Below are 18,873 nucleotides of genomic sequence, written 5' to 3'. Positions count from 1 at the left end.
CACAAAGCCGTGGCTTTTAAAAATGAACCTCATCAAATTCCGGAGGTAATAGAGTGATTACAGAGGACTTCGAACTCGTTAAATCAATTTTTGAACTGGTCGAGACCGGAATTGTTCACGGTTATGAGTCCTTTCGATACAGCATTGAGTGGGGGGGGAACTATATGGAGACCGACCTCGCTGTGGAAAAAAATGGCTCAGAAATTTGGGACGCTGAAACTGATTTCAATCACTGGAAAATCTATGTGCTTGTAGAAAAGCTACACGAGCATGCGGTTGCTCGCGGTGAGCCATGGAAGTCCTTTGTCCTGTCTTATCGCGAAGGCGAACAGGTCAAAACAAAATTCAACTATTAGACGGTGATGCGTATTCCAGGCATCCAGGGTGCAGCGGGCGGTATTGCCGGCCGCTGACTTTCCTTTGATTTGCTGATCACCTCCGGTGGTCGTAACTTGAAATCATTTCCGCTTCATACCGATGCGGTTTGAAACTGCTGGAGAATGGAGATGCGGGTTGAAAGCTTGTTCAATCAGGCCAGAGGAATGGTTAAAGGGCTATATTTTCATGCGATGGATGAACTTGGTTTTCGTCCGGAGCAAGCTTTTGCCTATGCTCAGGATGATCTGGAACTCTTGATGCGCAAAGATGCGCCCGGTCCGAATACGATTCTTCAAACCGCCATTTACATGGAAGGACTTCGCCGCGGCATGCAGCTGTCAAAAGAAGATCCATACACGAGTGATATGTTGGGGATTTTGGCGCAGACCTACAGCAAATGCAGCGTTGAGAGCCTGATCGAGGCAGATGTCGATGACGAGGAGTTGAAAATTATCCAGTCAGATATGGAAACTGTGCGGAAGTTTTTTCTACTTTAAGTGGTCAAGTCAAATATCGTTTGAAGGTCGATTGAATCGACCATTCAACATCAAAAGATCGCAGCCTGCGGCAGCTCCTACAGGGAATAAATGCCCACTCTGTAGGAGCCGCCGCAGGCTGCGATCTTTTTGCTTTTTACTTCGGGTAGAGCGGCGGCAACCCACTGTCACCTACCGGATCCTGCACCCGCTCCGCCGCCGGAATGGTGCGGATTGCCCGCCACAGATCTTCGCCTTGCCAATGCTGGCCGGTCTCGCTGTACAGCGCACCATTCAGCCCATCCAGCGCATCCGACAACGGCACAAACCGCGCCGCCATATCGGCAAGGGTTTCCGGTTGCTGCCGCGCCCATGCATCGAGTGCCTGACGCGTCGCTTGCGGATCGTTGGCTTGACTCGCACGCTTGATGTCGTCCAGCAGTGTGCGCGGGCTTGGGCCGGTTTGTGCGGCGCGGTGCACCGCCGGCTGCCAGCGCGCGCGCCACCACAGGCCGAAGCCGAGCAGGGTGGTGCAGGCGAGGATCAGGGTGCTGAGTTTCCACCACCACAGCACATCGTTATCGACGACGCTCGGTTGCAGATTGCCGGCCGGGGTGTCGACCTGCAGGCTCGGGTTGTTCGCCACTTGCAGGGTGCGCGCCGGCAGGCTGGTGTGTTCCAGATGATCTTCGAAGGTGTTCCACCAGATCACGTCGACGCTCGGCAACTCGATCGCACCGCTGCGGCTGGGCACCAGCGCTTCGCGTTCTTCACGGCTGCCGATCAGGCCGCGCTCGCCGCTCTGGTTGCTCAGCACCGGTTGATCCGGGTAACGGCGCAGGCCGTTGGCGTCGGTGGCGGGCAGGGCCGGCAGTTGCGAACTGGCCAGACCTTCGGCTTTCAGGGTCAGGCTGCGGGTCAGCGAGTCGCCGACCTGAGTGTGATCCGGCTCCGGGTTCCAGCTTTCGCTCAGGCTCAGGCTGCGGGCGGGCAGCCAGGGTGCGTCGGCCGGGTAAGTCAGCGGTTTTGGTTTGACCGTCAGCGGAATCTCCGAGGAACTGACGCGCAACAGCTTGCCCGGTTTCGGGCCTTGCGCGGTCGCGTCCTGGGCGGGCTGGGTATCGACCAGCGTGGCACTGAACGTCTGCGGGGCGATGGTCAGCAAACCGCTGTGCTGCGGATAGATCGCGTAGCGCATCTCGATCACGCCATGACGCACGCCGTTGATGTCTTTCTCGTAGGTGCGCGTGTCGCCCAACTGCTCGATGCGCGCATCGGCGATCTGCAACGGGGTCAGGCTGCTGTCGTCGTACAGCGACACCGAGTGATAGATGCGCAGGGTCAGGATCGCTTGTGCCTGCACATACACGCTGGACTGGTCGAGGCTGGCCTCGATGAACACCGGATCCGGATTGTTTTTCTCTTCGCGGGTATCGCTCTCGACCACTTGCACGGTGATCGGCTGGCTCTGCACCTCACCCAGTTGCAGCGGCGGAATGGTCACGCTGCCGTTCTCTTTCGGCAGCAGGGTGATGATCCAGCGCGTGGTCGCACGGTTGTCGCCATTGAGGGTGTTCAACTGGTTGACCTGGCGCGTGCCACGCACCTCGAACAACGGCTCCAGCGGCGTCAGGTCGGGCTTGCCGAACTGCGTGACATCGTTGGTTTCGAGGGTGAGTTCGACCGTCTCGCCGGTGTTCAGGCGACTGCGATCCACGCTGGCCGTCAGCTCGGCCGCCTGGGCGGTGGCCATGCAGATCAGCAGGGGCAGCAAGAGAGCGGTGAAGCGGGTCATCGAGTTTTTCCCTTATCCTGATGTTGTTGCTGTTCGTACCAGAATTTGCGTCGCAGCAATTCCCCCGGGTTGTCCGGAATCTTGCCCAGCCATTGTTCCAGTGCCTGACGCTGTTCGCCTTCGAGGGTGTCCTCGCCGGGTTGCAGGATCGGCGCAGTATTCGGTGACTCATCCGGCGGGTTGCCCGGCACTTCGTTGGGTCCCGGTTGCGGTGGTGTGGTCGGCGGCGGTTCGTTGGCCGACTCACCGGGCTGGGCCTCGCTCGGGGTGTCACTGTTGACCGCCGGTGGCGGCGCGGTCGCTGGCGGTGGTTCATCGCCGGGTACGTTCGGCTGGGCCGTTTGCGGCTGCGGCTGCGGCTCGGCCGGCGGCGGGGTGTTCTTCTGCTTGAGCAGGTTTTCCACCAGAGCCTTGTTGGTCAGCGCCGGACGCAAGTCCGGTTGCAGTTCCAGCGCTTGCTCGTAGGCGTCGATGGCCGCTTCCAACTCGCCACTTTTCGCCAGGGCGTTGCCACGATTGTAGTGGGCGCGGGCATCGCTGCCTTCGGCGAAACGCTGAGCGGCGCCACTGTAATCGCCGGCCTCGTACAACGCCAGCCCTTGCCACTGGTGATCTTCGAAGTGCTCGGCGGCTTCGGCCGGGCGCTTCTGCTTGAGCAGGTGCAGGCCCTGTTGGTCAGGTCGCAGCCACAGGTCTTCGAAGTCAAAAGCGTAGCTCGGCTGCGGCAGGCACAGCAGCAGCGGCAGGCAGAACAACCAGCCACGGCGTCCGGCGCAGGCGACCAGCAGCAACAGTGGCAACAACAGCCAGTAACCCTGATCGGCCCAAGTGTCGAGGCGCACGGTCTGGCCATCGTTGCGCAGACTGCGCGGGCCATCAAGCAGGCCGAGGGCGCGCAAATCGCTCTCGTCCAGACGCGCACTGTGGTAGTCGCCGCCGACGCTGGCGAGGAATGCGCCGAGGCTCGGGCTGTCGAGTTGCGGCACGCGGATCGCGCCTTGTTCATCCTTGAGGAAACTGCCGTCCTCCTGAGCAATCGGTGCGCCTTCAGCGGTGCCGATGCCGAGCATCAGCAGTTGCGCCGATTGTTTGCCGAGGGCGCGGCGGATGCCTTGGCGTTCTTCTTCACTCAGCGACGAGCCGATCAGCAGAATCCGCCCCTGCCCGAGGGCGCCTTGCTTGAGCAATGTCAGCGCCTTGATGACCCCGAGGTCAGCGCGGTTGCCGCTTTCCGGCATCAATGACGGCTTGAGAGCGTCGAGCAGATTGCGACTGGTCGCCAGGTCATCCGACAGCGGCACCAGCGTGTGCGCACTGCCGGCGTAGACGACGATCGCGGTCTGCGCATCGCTGCGTGCCTGCAACAGGTCGAACAGTTTGCGCCGGGCCTGTTCCAGTCGCGTTGGCGGCGAGTCGGTGGCGAGCATTTCCGGAGTCAGTTCCAGCACGACGACCAGCGGGTCGGCAGGTTTCTGGCTGGTCTGTTCGACGCGCTCCCAGCTCGGTCCGAGCAGGGCGATCGTCGTCAGCAACCAGGCAGCACCGAGCACGACCCACGGCAATTTACTGTCGCGACCGTTACCACCACTGAGCAGCGTCGAGTGAAACGCCGGCGGCAGAATCATCTGCCAGCGCCCGGCGCGTTTCTGTCGGTGCCAGAGTTGCCAGAGCAACCAGCCCAGCAGCGGCAGGAGTAGCAGCCACCAGGGGCGGAACCAGTGCGGCCAGAGCGCGATCATCGGCGCCTCCGCAGACGCAAACGCTTGAGGCGTTCGCGCCAGTCAGGCAGCGGACTTTGCAGATACAGCTCCTTGGTGAACAGGCGTTGCAACGGGTTGTCCGGCCACAACTCACGGGCGACCAGCAGCAGGCTCAACAGCAAGGCCAACGCCAGCGGCCACTGATACAAGGCTTGTGCGGGGCGCGCCTGGGTCGGTTGCTGAGTGACCGGTTCGAGCTGGTCGAGGGTGTTCTTGATCGCTTGCAGCTCTTTACCATCGCGGGCACGAAAATACTGACCACCGGTGGCCTGGGCGATGGCTTTGAGCGCCGGCTCATCAAGATCCAGGCTCGGATTGACCCCAAGCAGGCCGGTGCTGCCGCTGGCTTCAGGATCGGCACCGATGCCGATCGGGTAGATCTTTACGCCTTCGCTGGCAGCCAGTTTTGCCGCGGTCAGAGGATCGATTTCGCCGCCGTTGTTGGCGCCGTCGGTCACCAGGATCAACACTCGGCTCTGTGCCGGACGCATGCGCAGGCGTTTCAGCGCCAGACCGATAGCGTCGCCGATGGCGGTGTTTTTGCCGGCGATGCCGATACGCGCTTCATCGAGCCAGACGCGCACGGTGTGGCGGTCGAAGGTCAGCGGCGCTTGCAGGTACGCCTGACTGCCAAACAGGATCAGACCGACACGGTCACCGTCGCGGCTTTCAAGAAAGTCGCCGAGCAGATGCTGGACCAGCGTCAAGCGGCTGACATCTTCGTCCTGCCACTGCATATCGGGGAAATCCATCGAGCCGGACACATCCACCGCCACCAGCAGATCACGCCCGCTGGCGGCTATCGGCAACGGTTCGCCCAACCACTGCGGGCGCGCGGCGGCAGTCAGCAGCAACAGCCACAGCAGCAGGAACGGTGCTTGCTGGCGCCACGCCGGCAGATTGGCTCGGGCACGCCGACGGGCGAGGCCTTCCAGGTCGTTGAGGAAACTCACTTTCAAGGCTGGCTCGCCGCTGTCGGCCATCGGCAGCACGAGGCGCATCAGCCACGGCAGCGGCAACAGCAGGAAGATCCACGGCCAGGCAAACTCAAACATGCTTGCGGATCCAGGTGTCGACGGCTTGGGTCAGGCCGGCAATGGCTTTGTCGTCGAGTTTGCACTCGGGTTTGTAGGCGCCTTCGACCAGTACCATCCAGCGCGTCAGGCCGGCTGCCGGGCAGCGGTTGTCGAGAAACGCCAGCCATTTGCGGCCGTTGAGCGTGTGGCTCTGGCTGTAGGGGTAATGGTTGCGGCACAGGCGTTTGAGCAGGCCATTGAGTTGTTGCAGCCAGGCGCCGGCGGGTGCGCCGTCGTAGGGTTTGGGCATCTGCGCCAGTTCGGCGAGGGCGGCGATGCGTACCGGGTCGAGCGGTTGTTCGGCGCGCACGATCGGGCGTTTCTTGATCGGAATGAACCGGCGCAGGCGCCACGCGGCGAAGCCGAGCAACGGTAACAACAGAAGCAGCAACCACCAGCCCGGCGCCGGCGGCCAGAAGGCAATCGGTGGTGGGGAAATCAGCGGCTGCAGTTGTTCGAGGCCGTTCATCGTCCTGTCCCCGGACGCTGCGGATTGAGAAACTCGCGCATCTGCTCGACCATCTCGCTTTGCGTGCTCAGCGGCATCAGCAATACCCGCAGTTTCTGCGCGAGCAGCTCCCAGCGGGCGATGCGTGCTTCGGCCTGGGCGCGATACGTCTGGCGCAGCTCGAAATTCAGCGTGTCGAGTTCCAGTTGCGCGCCGCGCTCGGCGAATCGTAAAAGCCCGGCGGCGGGCAGGGCGTGATCCAGCGGATCGGACAGCGGCAGCAGCAGCAAGTCGCAGTGCCGCGACAGCAGGCTCAGTTGTTGCTCGGCGCTGTCCGACAGTGCGCGCTCATCGCAAATCACGATGGCCAGGCTGCCTGGGCGCAGCACCTCACGCGCGCGGCGCAGGGCCACGCCAAAGGCATCGTGATCCGATTCGCGTTCGGTATGCAGCGACTGGTTGACCTTGACCAGCCGGTTGAGCAATTGCAGCAGGCTTTGCTTGCTGCGCCGGGGTTTGATTTCGTAGTGCTCGTTGTCACCGAACACCAGCCCGCCAACCCGGTCGTTGTGGCCGAGGGCCGCCCAGCCGATCAGCGCCGCCACTTGCGCCGCCAGCACCGACTTGAACATCAGCCCCGAGCCAAAAAACAGCCGGGTGCTTTGCTCGACCATGATGAAAATCGGGCGCTCGCGTTCTTCATGGAACAGCTTGGTGTGCGGCTCCTGGGTGCGTGCTGTCACGCGCCAGTCGATGGTGCGTACGTCGTCGCCGGCCTGATAGACCCGCACCTGATCGAAGTCGACGCCACGGCCACGGAATTTCGAGTGATGCAGACCGATCAGCGGACTGCGCTGACTGGGTGTGGAAAACAGCTGCACTTCGCGCACACGGTGGCGCATCTCGATCAGGTCGGTGAGGCTGATGCGGATGCCCGGTTCGGACGGTAGGGGGGCGTTCATGGGGGTCAAGCGACGGCTACGACGTCGAGAATCCGCTGCACCACCCGATCCTGATCGATGCCGGCGGCTTCGGCTTCAAACGACAGAATGATGCGGTGACGCAACACGTCGAACAGCACGGCCTGAATGTCCTCGGGGCTGACGAAATCGCGACCGGCCAGCCACGCGTGAGCACGGGCGCAGCGGTCGAGGGCGATCGAGCCGCGCGGGCTGGCGCCGTAGGCGATCCACTCGGCCATTTCCGGGTCGAATTTGGCCGGCGTGCGCGTGGCCATGACCAGTTGCACCAGGTATTCCTCCACGGCGTCGGCCATGTACAGGCCAAGGATTTCCTTGCGCGCGGCGAAGATCGCTTGCTGGCTGACCCGGCGCTCGGGTTTGGTTTCGCCATTGAGGGCTTCGCCACGGGCCTGTTGCAGGATGCGGCGTTCAACGGCGGCGTCGGGGAAGCCGATTTTCACGTGCATCAGGAAGCGGTCGAGTTGGGCTTCGGGCAACGGGTAGGTGCCTTCCTGCTCGATCGGGTTCTGCGTGGCCATCACCAGAAACAGCGGCGACAGCTCGTAAGTGCTGCGCCCGACACTGACCTGCCGTTCGGCCATGGCTTCGAGCAGCGCCGATTGCACCTTGGCCGGGGCCCGGTTGATTTCGTCCGCCAGCACCAGGTTGTGGAAGATCGGCCCTTGCTGGAACACGAAACTGCCGGTTTCCGGGCGATAGATCTCGGTGCCGGTGATGTCGGCCGGCAGCAGGTCCGGGGTGAACTGGATGCGATGGAACTGGGCTTCGATGCCCTCGGCGAGTTCTTTGATCGCTTTGGTCTTGGCCAGACCCGGAGCACCCTCGACCAGCATGTGGCCGTCGGCGAGCAGGGCGATGAGCAAACGCTCGATGAGTTTTTCCTGGCCGAGAATCTGCGTTGAAAGAAAGGTTCGCAGCGCCAGCAGCGCTTCACGATGTTCCATCGGTGACTGTTCCTGGAAAGGGTGGCCGCAGGCGTTCGGATAACACCGTGGCTGGGGGCGTTACTTTAATCCATCGAGGGGGGTGGCGACTAACGGCATTTTGCGCAAAGTGCGGGAAATGACTGGGGCAATTGTTGGAATTTTGTAGCCGGAGAAAGGTGCAGTGTTCTTTCGGGCGTCTTCGCGAGCAGGCTCGCTCCCACATTTGAACGGCGTACACCCGTCAATGTGGGAGCGAGCCTGCTCGCGAAGGGGGCAGTCCAGACGACATCAAATTTCGCCCCATCGCTGGCAAGCCAGCTCCCACAGGTATCAGCGGTGCGAATGCGATTTATGCAACACATCGGTCCTTGTGGGAGCTGGCTTGCCAGCGAAGAGGCCGGCTCAGGCACCCTCAAATCTGGCTGATATAGGTCCCGGTGCCATCCAGAATATTTTTCAGGGTTTCTTCAACTTCAGCCAGATCAACCATGTCCGGATTGAAGGTAATCTCCAGCACATCATCGCCATTCAGCGCATCGGCATCCGCCGCCGCGATCTCGATCTTCAGCAGAGTCTTGGTCAAGGTGACTTTCACGCCGTCCAGCGTCGAAGGCTCGCCATCCAGGGTGATCTCCAGCTCATCCTCGTCCGGATAGCGGCTCATCAGAAACATGTCGCCCTTGTCGCTGTGGCAGCAGAGCATGGCCATGTTGTCTTCTTCGTCGTCGCACGGGTTGACGATCAATAGGGCGGTGGTCATTTGCATGGGGAATTCCTGCCTCGGCGGGCGTGTTGGTCGCAATTGGGCGCGATTCTGCCAGTCCTCGGGAATTTCTGCATGTGAGAGTGTCAGAGGATGTGTCGTGAACGCGACACAGGTCAATGGTCACTTCTGGCACAGATGTACCGTAAATACGGGCATTCAAGCCGGCGTTTTGCGCCATGAATGCTAGTGTTTATCGGTGCCGAACCCCTTGTTTACGTGCCAATGACCGAATATGTCGCAGCACCGCAAGCAGACACATTGTCGCACCCATTAAGCTGCGCAACGGATGAGCACCCGTAAAGGCATTGTCGGCAGCCCTGACAGTCGTTTTTGCAGATGCTCATTCAATGGAAGGTGAATGTGACCTGAGTGTCGTGTCCAGCTTCACCCACCTGTCACCCTGTTTCCTCTGCCCGAGAATCAGGAACAGGGCGACGGAGGCCCCGAAAGGGGTTTTGCAAGCGACGCTTTCCATCAATAACAAGCCCCAAGCGGAGTACCACAGATGGCGTTCTTCACCGCAGCCAGCAAAGCCGACTTCCAGCACCAACTGCAAGCGGCACTGGCGCAGCACATCAGTGAACAGGCACTGCCACAAGTGGCGCTGTTTGCTGAACAATTCTTCGGCATCATTTCCCTGGACGAGCTGACTCAACGTCGCCTCTCCGACCTCGCTGGCTGTACTCTTTCTGCGTGGCGCCTGCTTGAGCGCTTCGATCACGCGCAACCGCAAGTGCGCGTCTACAACCCCGATTACGAGCGTCATGGCTGGCAGTCGACCCACACCGCGGTTGAGGTGCTGCACCACGACCTGCCGTTCCTGGTCGACTCGGTCCGCACCGAGCTGAACCGCCGCGGCTACAGCATCCACACCCTGCAAACCACCGTGCTCAGCGTGCGTCGTGGCAGCAAGGGCGAGTTGCTGGAAATCCTGCCGAAGGGCAGCACCGGCGAAGGCGTGCTGCACGAGTCGCTGATGTACCTGGAAATCGACCGCTGCGCCAACGCGGCCGAACTCAATGTGCTGAGCAAAGAGCTGGAGCAGGTGCTCGGTGAAGTGCGCGTCGCGGTCGCTGATTTCGAGCCGATGAAGGCCAAGGTGCAGGAGATCCTCACCAAGCTCGATCACAGCGCATTCGCCGTCGATGCCGACGAAAAGACTGAAATCAAGAGCTTCCTGGAATGGCTGGTGGGCAACCACTTCACCTTCCTCGGCTACGAAGAGTTCACCGTTGTCGATCAGGCCGATGGCGGCCATATCGAATACGACCAGAATTCCTTCCTCGGCCTGACCAAACTGCTGCGCACCGGTCTGACCGACGAAGACCGTCACATCGAAGACTACGCGGTGAACTACCTGCGCGAACCGACCCTGCTGTCGTTCGCCAAGGCTGCGCACCCGAGCCGCGTACACCGTCCTGCCTACCCGGACTACGTGTCGATCCGTGAAATCGACGCCGACGGCAACGTCATCAAGGAACACCGCTTCATGGGCCTGTACACCTCCTCGGTGTATGGCGAGAGCGTGCGGGTCATTCCGTTCATCCGTCGCAAGGTCGAAGAAATCGAACGCCGCTCCGGCTTCCAGTCCAAGGCTCACCTGGGCAAGGAACTGGCGCAGGTACTCGAAGTGCTGCCGCGTGACGACCTGTTCCAGACCCCGGTCGACGAGCTGTTCAGCACCGTGATGTCGATCGTGCAGATCCAGGAACGCAACAAGATCCGCGTGTTCCTGCGCAAAGACCCGTACGGTCGCTTCTGCTACTGCCTGGCCTACGTGCCGCGCGACATCTATTCCACCGAAGTGCGCCAGAAGATCCAGCAGGTGCTGATGGAGCGCCTGAAGGCCACCGACTGCGAGTTCTGGACCTTCTTCTCCGAGTCCGTGCTGGCTCGCGTGCAGCTGATCCTGCGTGTCGATCCGAAGAATCGCATCGACATCGACCCGCTGCTGCTGGAAAAAGAAGTCGTACAGGCCTGCCGCAGCTGGCAGGACGACTACGCCGCACTGACCGTCGAAAGCTTCGGCGAAGCCCACGGCACCAACGTGCTGGCGGACTTCCCGAAAGGCTTCCCGGCCGGCTACCGCGAGCGTTTCGCGGCGCATTCGGCCGTGGTCGACATGCAGCACCTGTTGAGCCTGAACGAAAAAAATCCGCTGGTGATGAGCTTCTATCAGCCGCTTGGCCAGGTGTCCGGCCAACGCGAGCTGCATTGCAAGCTGTACCACGCTGATACCCCGCTGGCGCTGTCCGACGTTTTGCCGATTCTGGAAAACCTCGGCCTGCGCGTGCTGGGCGAGTTCCCGTACCGTCTGCGTCACACCAATGGCCGCGAGTTCTGGATCCACGACTTCGCGTTCACCGCGGCTGAAGGTCTGGAGCTGGATATCCAGCAACTCAACGACACTCTGCAGGACGCATTCGTCCACATCGTGCGTGGCGATGCCGAGAACGATGCGTTCAACCGTCTGGTGCTGACCGCCGGTCTGCCATGGCGCGACGTCGCGCTGCTGCGTGCCTACGCCCGTTACCTGAAGCAGATTCGTCTGGGCTTCGACCTGGGTTACATCGCCAGCACCCTGAACAACCACACCGACATCGCTCGCGAGCTGACCCGGTTGTTCAAGACCCGTTTCTACCTGGCGCGCAAGCTGGGCAGCGATGATCTGGAAGACAAGCAACAGCGTCTGGAACAAGCGATTCTGACCGCACTGGACGACGTTCAGGTGCTCAACGAAGACCGCATCCTGCGTCGCTACCTGGACCTGATCAAAGCCACCCTGCGCACCAACTTCTATCAGACTGATGCCAACGGCCAGAACAAGTCGTACTTCAGCTTCAAGTTCAACCCGCACGCGATTCCAGAGCTGCCGAAGCCGGTACCGAAGTTCGAAATCTTCGTTTACTCGCCACGCGTCGAAGGCGTGCACTTGCGCTTCGGTAACGTTGCCCGTGGTGGTCTGCGCTGGTCCGACCGTGAAGAAGACTTCCGTACCGAAGTCCTCGGCCTGGTGAAAGCCCAGCAAGTGAAGAACTCGGTCATCGTGCCGGTGGGTGCGAAGGGCGGCTTCCTGCCGCGTCGTCTGCCACTGGGCGGCAGCCGTGACGAGATCGCGGCCGAGGGCATCGCCTGCTACCGCATCTTCATCTCCGGTCTGCTGGACATCACCGACAACCTGAAAGACGGCGCGCTGGTGCCGCCGGCCAACGTCGTGCGTCATGACGACGATGACCCGTACCTCGTTGTGGCCGCGGACAAGGGCACTGCAACCTTCTCCGACATCGCCAACGGCATCGCCATCGACTACGGATTCTGGCTGGGTGACGCGTTCGCCTCCGGTGGTTCCGCCGGTTACGACCACAAGAAAATGGGCATCACCGCCAAGGGCGCGTGGGTTGGCGTACAGCGCCACTTCCGCGAGCGCGGCATCAATGTTCAGGAAGACAGCATCACTGTGGTCGGCGTCGGTGACATGGCCGGTGACGTGTTCGGTAACGGCCTGTTGATGTCGGACAAGCTGCAACTGGTGGCCGCGTTCAACCACATGCACATCTTCATCGATCCGAACCCGAACCCGGCGACCAGCTTCGTCGAGCGTCAGCGCATGTTCGACCTGCCGCGTTCGGCCTGGACCGACTACGACACCAGCATCATGTCTGAAGGCGGCGGCATCTTCTCGCGCAGCGCGAAGAGCATCGCCATCTCGCCGCAGATGAAAGAACGCTTCGACATCAAGGCCGACAAGCTGACCCCGACCGAACTGCTGAACGCCTTGCTCAAGGCGCCGGTGGATCTGCTGTGGAACGGCGGTATCGGTACTTACGTCAAGGCCAGCACCGAAAGCCATGCCGACGTGGGCGACAAGGCCAACGATGCACTGCGCGTGAACGGCAACGAGCTGCGCTGCAAAGTGGTGGGCGAGGGCGGTAACCTCGGCATGACCCAACTGGGTCGTGTGGAATTCGGTCTCAATGGCGGCGGTTCCAACACCGACTTCATCGACAACGCCGGTGGTGTGGACTGCTCCGACCACGAAGTGAACATCAAGATCCTGCTGAACGAAGTGGTTCAGGCCGGCGACATGACCGACAAGCAACGCAACCAGTTGCTGGCGAGCATGACCGACGAAGTCGGTGGTCTGGTGCTGGGCAACAACTACAAGCAGACCCAGGCTCTGTCCCTGGCGGCGCGTCGTGCCTACGAGCGCATTGCCGAGTACAAGCGTCTGATGAGCGATCTGGAAGGCCGTGGCAAGCTGGACCGTGCCATCGAGTTCCTGCCAACCGAAGAGCAGATCAACGAGCGCGTTGCGGCAGGCCATGGCCTGACCCGTCCCGAGCTGTCGGTGCTGATCTCGTACAGCAAGATCGACCTCAAGGAACAGCTGCTGAACTCGCTGGTGCCGGACGACGACTACCTGACCCGCGACATGGAAACGGCGTTCCCGCCGACCCTGGTCAGCAAGTTCTCCGAAGCCATGCGCCGTCACCGTCTGAAGCGCGAGATCGTCAGCACCCAGATTGCCAACGATCTGGTCAACCACATGGGCATCACCTTCGTTCAGCGACTCAAAGAGTCGACCGGCATGAGCCCGGCGAACGTGGCGGGCGCTTACGTGATCGTGCGTGACATCTTCCACCTCCCGCACTGGTTCCGTCAGATCGAAGCGCTGGACTACCAAGTAAGCGCTGACGTGCAACTGGAGCTGATGGACGAGCTGATGCGTCTGGGCCGTCGCGCTACGCGCTGGTTCCTGCGTGCCCGTCGCAACGAGCAGAACGCTGCCCGTGACGTGGCGCACTTCGGTCCGCACCTGAAGGAGCTGGGTCTGAAGCTCGACGAACTGCTGAGCGGCGAAATCCGCGAAAACTGGCAGGCGCGTTATCAGGCTTACGTCGCGGCCGGTGTTCCGGAGTTGCTGGCGCGTATGGTGGCGGGTACCTCGCACCTGTACACCCTGCTGCCGATCATCGAAGCCTCCGACGTGACCGGGCAGAACCCTGCCGAAGTGGCCAAGGCCTACTTCGCCGTGGGCAGTGCGCTGGACATCACCTGGTACCTGCAACAGATCAGCGCGCTGCCGGTTGAAAACAACTGGCAGGCCCTGGCCCGTGAAGCGTTCCGTGACGACGTGGACTGGCAGCAACGTGCGATCACCATCTCCGTCCTGCAACAGGGCGACGGCACGCTGGACGTGGAAGCACGTCTGGCGCTGTGGATGGAACAGCACGAAGGCATGATCGAGCGCTGGCGCGCCATGCTGGTGGAAATCCGTGCTGCGAGCGGCACCGACTACGCCATGTACGCCGTTGCCAACCGCGAACTGCTCGACCTGGCGTTGAGTGGGCAAGCGGTAGTGCCTGCAGCTGCTGTGAATGCCGAGCTTGAGCTGGCCTGAGTAGTGGTTGAATGAGAAAGCCCCGGTGTCGTGAGATGCCGGGGCTTTTTTATGTCTGTGGGTTTTGTGGTGTTTGTTACGGCCCTTTCGCGAGCAAGCCCGCTCCCACAGGGGGAATGCATTTCAAATGTGGGAGCGAGCTTGCTCGCGAAGAGGCCGTTTGTGTCAATACAACTTATGTGCTTGTTTACTATCGAGCATCGACACTTTATCTGTCGGTCTGGTCAATAAATTACTGAGCGACTGGTCAAACTTCTGCAAAGCTCTAACTTGTACATCTTCCTGTTGATTGATATCGGCCACGATCTCTTCCGAACGTTTGAAGTCCGCCCACACCGGCGTCAACTCTTTCGCCTCGGAACCTTTCGCCGTACCGATGTAGTTCAATTTCGCATCATAAAAATCCGCACTCACATCAGCTTTGATGTCGGAACTGCGCGAAGTGATCAACTGGCTGTGGGTATCGACGATCGCCACCACATCGGGGTTGGCCGCACGCAGGCTTTGCATGTCCGGGTACACCGTCACCGCGCCGAACTGCCGTTGCAGCGAAGCCTTGACCCAGTCCACCGCCATGTCGGGTTTTGAGGTGGCGACGTAGGCGTCGTGGATCGGCTGCACCAGCAGGCTCTGGCCGAAACCGGTGCCGGCGTTGGCCTGGTAGTTACGCAGGTATTCGCGGTTGGTCTGGGTGCTTGGGCTGTAGACCACGCCCAACGACACGCCGGGACCACTTTTTACCTGAGCGGCGCTGCTGCGCCCGACCGGTTGGGTGAACAGGGAATCGAGGGACGAGACCGCTTGTGGCGCGGTGGGTACTGAACAGGCGGACAAGGCCAAAACCGATATCGCCAAGGTGCTGGCAAACGCAAGTTTCATGGTGAGTCTCCCGTGAAGCAACTTCAGTCGGAAAGTCGTTGTTGTCGAGGCTGTTTGTGATGGGCGCACGACAGTTAACTCAGACTAAACCCGCCAACCTGTAAATAACCTGACAATTTCCCCGCTAATGATCGTGCGATAGTTTTATTTGCTTTAAGTCGAATCGGTTAATTGCCTGGGGAAATAAAAAGGCGCGAAACGATGTTTTGCGCCTTTTTATTTATGGCTGTGCAAACAACCATCAGTTTTTCAAGGGGATCAGCACTTGCTCGTCCGGGGCCAATACCATGAACACCAGCAACTTCGCCGGTTTGGTCTGGCTGGCGTTTTTCGACACCAGATGTTCGGAGCCGGCCGGTTCGTACCAGAATTGGCCCTTCTTGTAGGTGATCGCCTGTTCACCCTTGACCTGGGAAATCACTTCGCCCTCGAGCACGTAGGCCATGGCGGTGCCGTCGTGTTTGTGGGCGATGGACGATTGGCCAGGCTGGTAATCGACTTCGATCATCATGGCTTTCTTGCCGGGGGCGTTTTTCAGCATCTGGTCTTGCAGCACCGTGACTTTCTCGGACGGATCGTGGGCCAGCGCAGCGGCAGACAGGGACAGGGCGAGAGCGGCGGTGAAGAGGTGCAGGGCTTTCATGGCGGATCACCTGTGGGAGGAGGGGGTGGTGATCACAGTAGTCTGCGGGGCGGGGTATTCAAACGGCCAATATTCGGGAAGATCGGGTGACCAATCAGCAGTGCGGCGGTGCGGCGGAATACGCCTTCGCGAGCAAGCCCGCTCCCACAGTTGATCGCATTCCAATGTGGGAGCGGGCTTGCTCGCGAAGGGGGCAGATCAGACGATCGGGAAACTGTTGAAATCCACACTATTGGCCAACCGGCTATCGATCAGATCGATAAACCCCTGTGCCTCAGGCCGGTTGAAGTGCGCCTGCATCGCCGCTTCCGACTGCCAGCGCGCACTCACCGTCCAGCGGTGGCTGTCCTCGGGGCAGCGGTCGACCATGTAGGCGTCGCAGCCCGGTGTCTGGCGCAGGGTGTCGACGATCTTCTGCAGCTGCCGGCCGAGCTCTTCCGAACGGCCGGCGGCGGCGCGCACCTGGACGGTGTTGATCACTTCGTTGGACATTGCTCACACTCCTGAATCAGGCCGGACGAATCCTGCTCATTGAGGGATAACGCCCATGCAGAATAGGCCTGCACCTGCTGATCACCAATAACCAATCGGCGGTTAATCGCCCAGACCAATCATTCACGCCACTTGTTGCAGAATGTCGCGCAGGCGATCCAGAGCAGTGTCGATGTCGAGGGTTTCAATCGCACCGAAGCCGAAGTACAGGCCGCTCTTCACCGGTTGCTGGTAATGGAATCCGTCGATGGAATACAGCCCGACTTCGACTTTTTTCGCCAGTTCGATCACCAGCGGTAGGTCGATCGGCACCTTGCACAGCACCGCCATGTGGAACCCGGCACTGGGCGGTATTGCCTCCAGCCACGGCGCCAGATCCGTGGCCATGCGCGCCAGAATCCGCTCGCGGCGCTGGGCGTAAATCGCGTGGCAACGGCGAATATGTTTGAGCAGGCAACCTTCAGCGATGAACTTGGCCAGCGCCCATTGCGGCAGGGTCGAGGCGTGCAGGTCGGTCAGCTGTTTGGCGCGGATCACCGCTTCGAGGATCGCCGGCGGCAGGATCGCGTAGCCCAGGCGCAGCTCCGGCAGCAGGGTCTTGGAGAAGGTGCCGACGTAGGCCACGATGCCGCGCTGATCAAGGCTGAACAGAGAGTCCGTCGGCCGCCCTTCGTAGCGGAACTCGCTGTCATAGTCGTCCTCGATGATGATCGCGCCCAGCTCATGCGCACGGGCCAGCAAGGCCTCGCGGCGCGCCTGGCTCATCGGCATGCCCAGCGGAAACTGGTGCGACGGGGTGACGTAAATCAGCCGCGTACCCTCGGGAATCTGTTCGACCACAATGCCTTCGGCATCCACCGGGATTCCGACCACTTCGGCACCGTGGGTGCCGAACAGCAGGCGCGCCGGGGGATACCCCGGATCTTCCATCGCCACCAGGCTGCCGGGGCTGATCAGGACGCGGGTGATCAGGTCCAGCGCCTGTTGCGCGCCGTTGCACACCACGATGTCCTCGTCCTGACAGTTGATCCCGCGCGAGAACGCGATGTGCCGGGCAATCGCATTGCGCAGCGCCGGCAGACCCTCGGGTACGCTGTAGAAGCCTTTGGACCCGGCCATCTGGCGCATCGCGTGCGACACGCAGCGGCGCCAGTCGTCATGCGGGAACTGGCCCTTGCTGGTGGCGCCGCCGATGAAGTCATAGCGCAACGAACCTTCCAGCGACGGGTGGCGCAAAAACACCGGCAGATTGCGCCAGCGCTCGATCACCTCGGCGCTGGCCAGTTCGGTGTGGCTTTGCTTGCGCTGAATCTGCGCCGGGCGGGCGTTGACGTAGGTGCCTTTGCCGATCACCCCGGTGAGGAAATTTTCGTAAGTCAGCTGCGCGTAGGTGTCGGAAATGGTCTTGCGCGAGATCCCCAGTTGCTCGGCCAGCAGACGGCTGGGCGGCAACTGCGTGCCGGCAGCCAGACGCCCGGACTCGATGGCGCCGCGCAGCTGGTTGTACAGCTGGCCGGCGAGGTCCTTGCGGCCATTGATCACGACGTGAAGTTCCATACCGACGCGGCTCCGGGGGGCGATTGGGGTGTCGGCCAGATTAACTCTGTTGCGTGATTGGCAGTAGTTGCGCAGCACAAAAACCCGAAATTGGTCACCGTCCTCCTTGTGGGAGCGGGCTTGCTCGCGAATGCGGTGTGTCAGTCGATACTTTAGTGCCTGAAACGACGCCTTCGCGAGCAAGCCCGCTCCCACAGGGTCTATGTGTGTGCATTGGGCAGTGGTGTAGCGATATTCCGTGGAATTGGGGCTGTAACGCCAGCGCATCAGCGCTTACCGTGAACTCATCATTCCGCTTCCCGAGACCTGCCATGTCCCCGCGTCTGGACTACTACAACGCATCGCCCAAGGCGATGAAAGCGATGATCGCCATGGAGGCGCTGACCAGCGACCTGAGCATCGAGGCGCCGCTGTTGCAACTGATCAGGATCCGCGCCTCGCAGCTCAACGGCTGCGCGTTCTGCACCGACATGCACTCGGTGGACGCGCGGCGGGCCGGGGAGAGTGATCGGCGTTTGTATGCGATTGCGGTGTGGCGCGACAGCGGCTTTTTCAATCCCCGTGAACGCGCCGCCCTGGGCTGGGCTGAGGCCGTGACGCTGTTGGCGGAAAGTCATGTGCCGGACGAGGTTTACCAGCAGGCCAAAGCGCAATTCAGTGAGGCGGAACTGGTGGATCTGACCATGGCCGTCACCACCATCAACAGCTGGAATCGTCTGGCCGTTAGCTTTCGCCAAACCCCAAGCGACTGACGTGCACAAAACCCTGTGGCGAGGGAGCTTGCTCCCGCTCGGCTGCGCAGCAGTCGCAAAACCTTTGCATGCGGTCTGTCAGTTAAAACCGGTTCGGCAGATTTGGGGGCGCTGCGCACCCCAGCGGGAGCAAGCTCCCTCGCCACAAAGTTTGGTCTTCAGTTCGGTGGGCGCTGTGGTTTGACTGACGTGCCAAACGTATTCCCCATCCGCGTACTGGTCGCCGCCGGCGTCGCCAGCCCGACCTGATTCGGTGGCCGCTTGTTCACCGGCACATTCAGTGCTTCCTGATTCTTCTGCGCGGCGGCAGCGCCCTCGGGATTGTTGCCCATCTGCTGACTCAGGCAATCGTAATTCGGCGCCTTGTAGCCGCCCACCGTCACCTCCACACAGCCCAGCGGCTGCTCGGCGTGGGCACTGGCGAAGGCGCTCAGCAGCAGCCCGCCGAGGGCGAATTTCCACAGTGATTTCATGCAAGCCTCCTGGCCGGCCCGAAGCGGCCGTTCTCTGATTGCAGTCTAGTGCAAGCCTTGCGCGAATC

At 61.2% G+C, this 18,873-nt stretch carries 16 protein-coding genes; 4 read left to right on the top strand and 12 right to left on the bottom strand.

Annotated features, from left to right (window positions below; translation table 11 throughout):
* The first annotated feature begins 53 nt into the window (after positions 1-53).
* Both M0814_RS01360 and M0814_RS01355 read left to right on the top strand, forming a co-directional pair.
* A complete protein-coding gene (locus M0814_RS01360) occupies positions 54-356 on the top strand; it encodes a hypothetical protein (protein ID WP_112997813.1) in 303 nt (100 codons plus the stop codon).
* Positions 357-506: 150 nt separating this feature from the next.
* Positions 507-875, top strand: coding sequence for a hypothetical protein (locus M0814_RS01355; RefSeq protein ID WP_103486387.1), 369 nt, complete (start codon positions 507-509; stop codon positions 873-875).
* Positions 876-1,011: 136 nt separating this feature from the next.
* Here the strand turns inward: M0814_RS01355 and M0814_RS01350 are convergent, their stop codons facing one another.
* The 7 genes from M0814_RS01350 to M0814_RS01320 form a co-directional block, all read right to left on the bottom strand.
* Positions 1,012-2,649, bottom strand: coding sequence for a BatD family protein (locus M0814_RS01350; RefSeq protein ID WP_003225687.1), 1,638 nt, complete (start codon positions 2,647-2,649; stop codon positions 1,012-1,014).
* Positions 2,646-4,388 (bottom strand): tetratricopeptide repeat protein, encoded by a 1,743-nt coding sequence (locus tag M0814_RS01345; RefSeq protein WP_103486386.1) that lies wholly within the window; start codon positions 4,386-4,388, stop codon positions 2,646-2,648. The genes M0814_RS01350 and M0814_RS01345 overlap by 4 nt, the downstream gene beginning before the upstream one ends.
* Positions 4,385-5,464, bottom strand: a complete 1,080-nt coding sequence (locus M0814_RS01340) for a VWA domain-containing protein (RefSeq protein WP_103486385.1) — start codon at positions 5,462-5,464, stop codon at positions 4,385-4,387. Before M0814_RS01340 ends, M0814_RS01345 begins: the two co-directional genes overlap by 4 nt.
* Positions 5,457-5,954, bottom strand: a complete 498-nt coding sequence (locus M0814_RS01335; protein WP_003225681.1) for a DUF4381 domain-containing protein — start codon at positions 5,952-5,954, stop codon at positions 5,457-5,459. The genes M0814_RS01340 and M0814_RS01335 overlap by 8 nt, the downstream gene beginning before the upstream one ends.
* Entirely contained in the window at positions 5,951-6,895 is a 945-nt protein-coding gene (locus M0814_RS01330; RefSeq protein ID WP_103486384.1) for a DUF58 domain-containing protein, read from the bottom strand. Before M0814_RS01330 ends, M0814_RS01335 begins: the two co-directional genes overlap by 4 nt.
* Before the next feature lie 5 nt (positions 6,896-6,900).
* Positions 6,901-7,860, bottom strand: coding sequence for a MoxR family ATPase (locus M0814_RS01325; protein ID WP_003218556.1), 960 nt, complete (start codon positions 7,858-7,860; stop codon positions 6,901-6,903).
* 394 nt (positions 7,861-8,254) lie between these two features.
* Positions 8,255-8,608: a hypothetical protein gene (locus M0814_RS01320; RefSeq protein ID WP_003225678.1), complete on the bottom strand. Its 354-nt coding sequence runs from the start codon at positions 8,606-8,608 to the stop codon at positions 8,255-8,257.
* A 505-nt stretch (positions 8,609-9,113) separates the two neighbouring features.
* Between M0814_RS01320 and M0814_RS01315 the strand changes: the two genes are divergently transcribed.
* Positions 9,114-14,009, top strand: a complete 4,896-nt coding sequence (locus tag M0814_RS01315; RefSeq protein WP_103486383.1) for an NAD-glutamate dehydrogenase — start codon at positions 9,114-9,116, stop codon at positions 14,007-14,009.
* 165 nt (positions 14,010-14,174) lie between these two features.
* On the opposite strand, the gene M0814_RS01310 is transcribed toward M0814_RS01315, so the two are convergent.
* The 4 genes from M0814_RS01310 to M0814_RS01295 all read right to left on the bottom strand — a co-directional run bounded on the left by M0814_RS01310 (position 14,175) and on the right by M0814_RS01295 (position 17,580).
* Positions 14,175-14,888, bottom strand: a complete 714-nt coding sequence (locus M0814_RS01310; protein WP_103486382.1) for an ATPase — start codon at positions 14,886-14,888, stop codon at positions 14,175-14,177.
* Positions 14,889-15,129: 241 nt separating this feature from the next.
* Positions 15,130-15,531 carry a cupin domain-containing protein gene (locus tag M0814_RS01305; RefSeq protein WP_103486381.1) on the bottom strand — a complete coding sequence of 134 codons (402 nt, stop codon included), beginning with the start codon at positions 15,529-15,531 and terminating at the stop codon, positions 15,130-15,132.
* Positions 15,532-15,729: 198 nt separating this feature from the next.
* Positions 15,730-16,023, bottom strand: coding sequence for a putative quinol monooxygenase (locus M0814_RS01300; RefSeq protein WP_103486380.1), 294 nt, complete (start codon positions 16,021-16,023; stop codon positions 15,730-15,732).
* A gap of 123 nt (positions 16,024-16,146) precedes the next feature.
* Positions 16,147-17,580 carry a PLP-dependent aminotransferase family protein gene (locus M0814_RS01295; RefSeq protein ID WP_103486379.1) on the bottom strand — a complete coding sequence of 478 codons (1,434 nt, stop codon included), beginning with the start codon at positions 17,578-17,580 and terminating at the stop codon, positions 16,147-16,149.
* Between the two features lie 311 nt (positions 17,581-17,891).
* Here M0814_RS01295 and M0814_RS01290 point away from each other — a divergent pair, with 311 nt between their 5' ends.
* Complete coding sequence (locus tag M0814_RS01290; RefSeq protein WP_003225663.1) at positions 17,892-18,332, top strand: carboxymuconolactone decarboxylase family protein; 441 nt, start codon at positions 17,892-17,894, stop codon at positions 18,330-18,332.
* 158 nt (positions 18,333-18,490) lie between these two features.
* Here the strand turns inward: M0814_RS01290 and M0814_RS01285 are convergent, their stop codons facing one another.
* On the bottom strand, positions 18,491-18,805 hold the full coding sequence (locus tag M0814_RS01285; RefSeq protein ID WP_003225661.1) for a hypothetical protein: 315 nt from the start codon (positions 18,803-18,805) through the stop codon (positions 18,491-18,493).
* Between the last annotated feature and the right edge of the window lie 68 nt (positions 18,806-18,873).

It is taken from the genome of Pseudomonas sp. MWU12-2020 (assembly GCF_023100605.1).
GTDB classification, from domain to species: domain Bacteria; phylum Pseudomonadota; class Gammaproteobacteria; order Pseudomonadales; family Pseudomonadaceae; genus Aquipseudomonas; species Aquipseudomonas fluorescens_H.
Note: the sequence above shows the minus strand (reverse complement) of the source record. Positions and strands in the feature narration are given on the sequence as shown.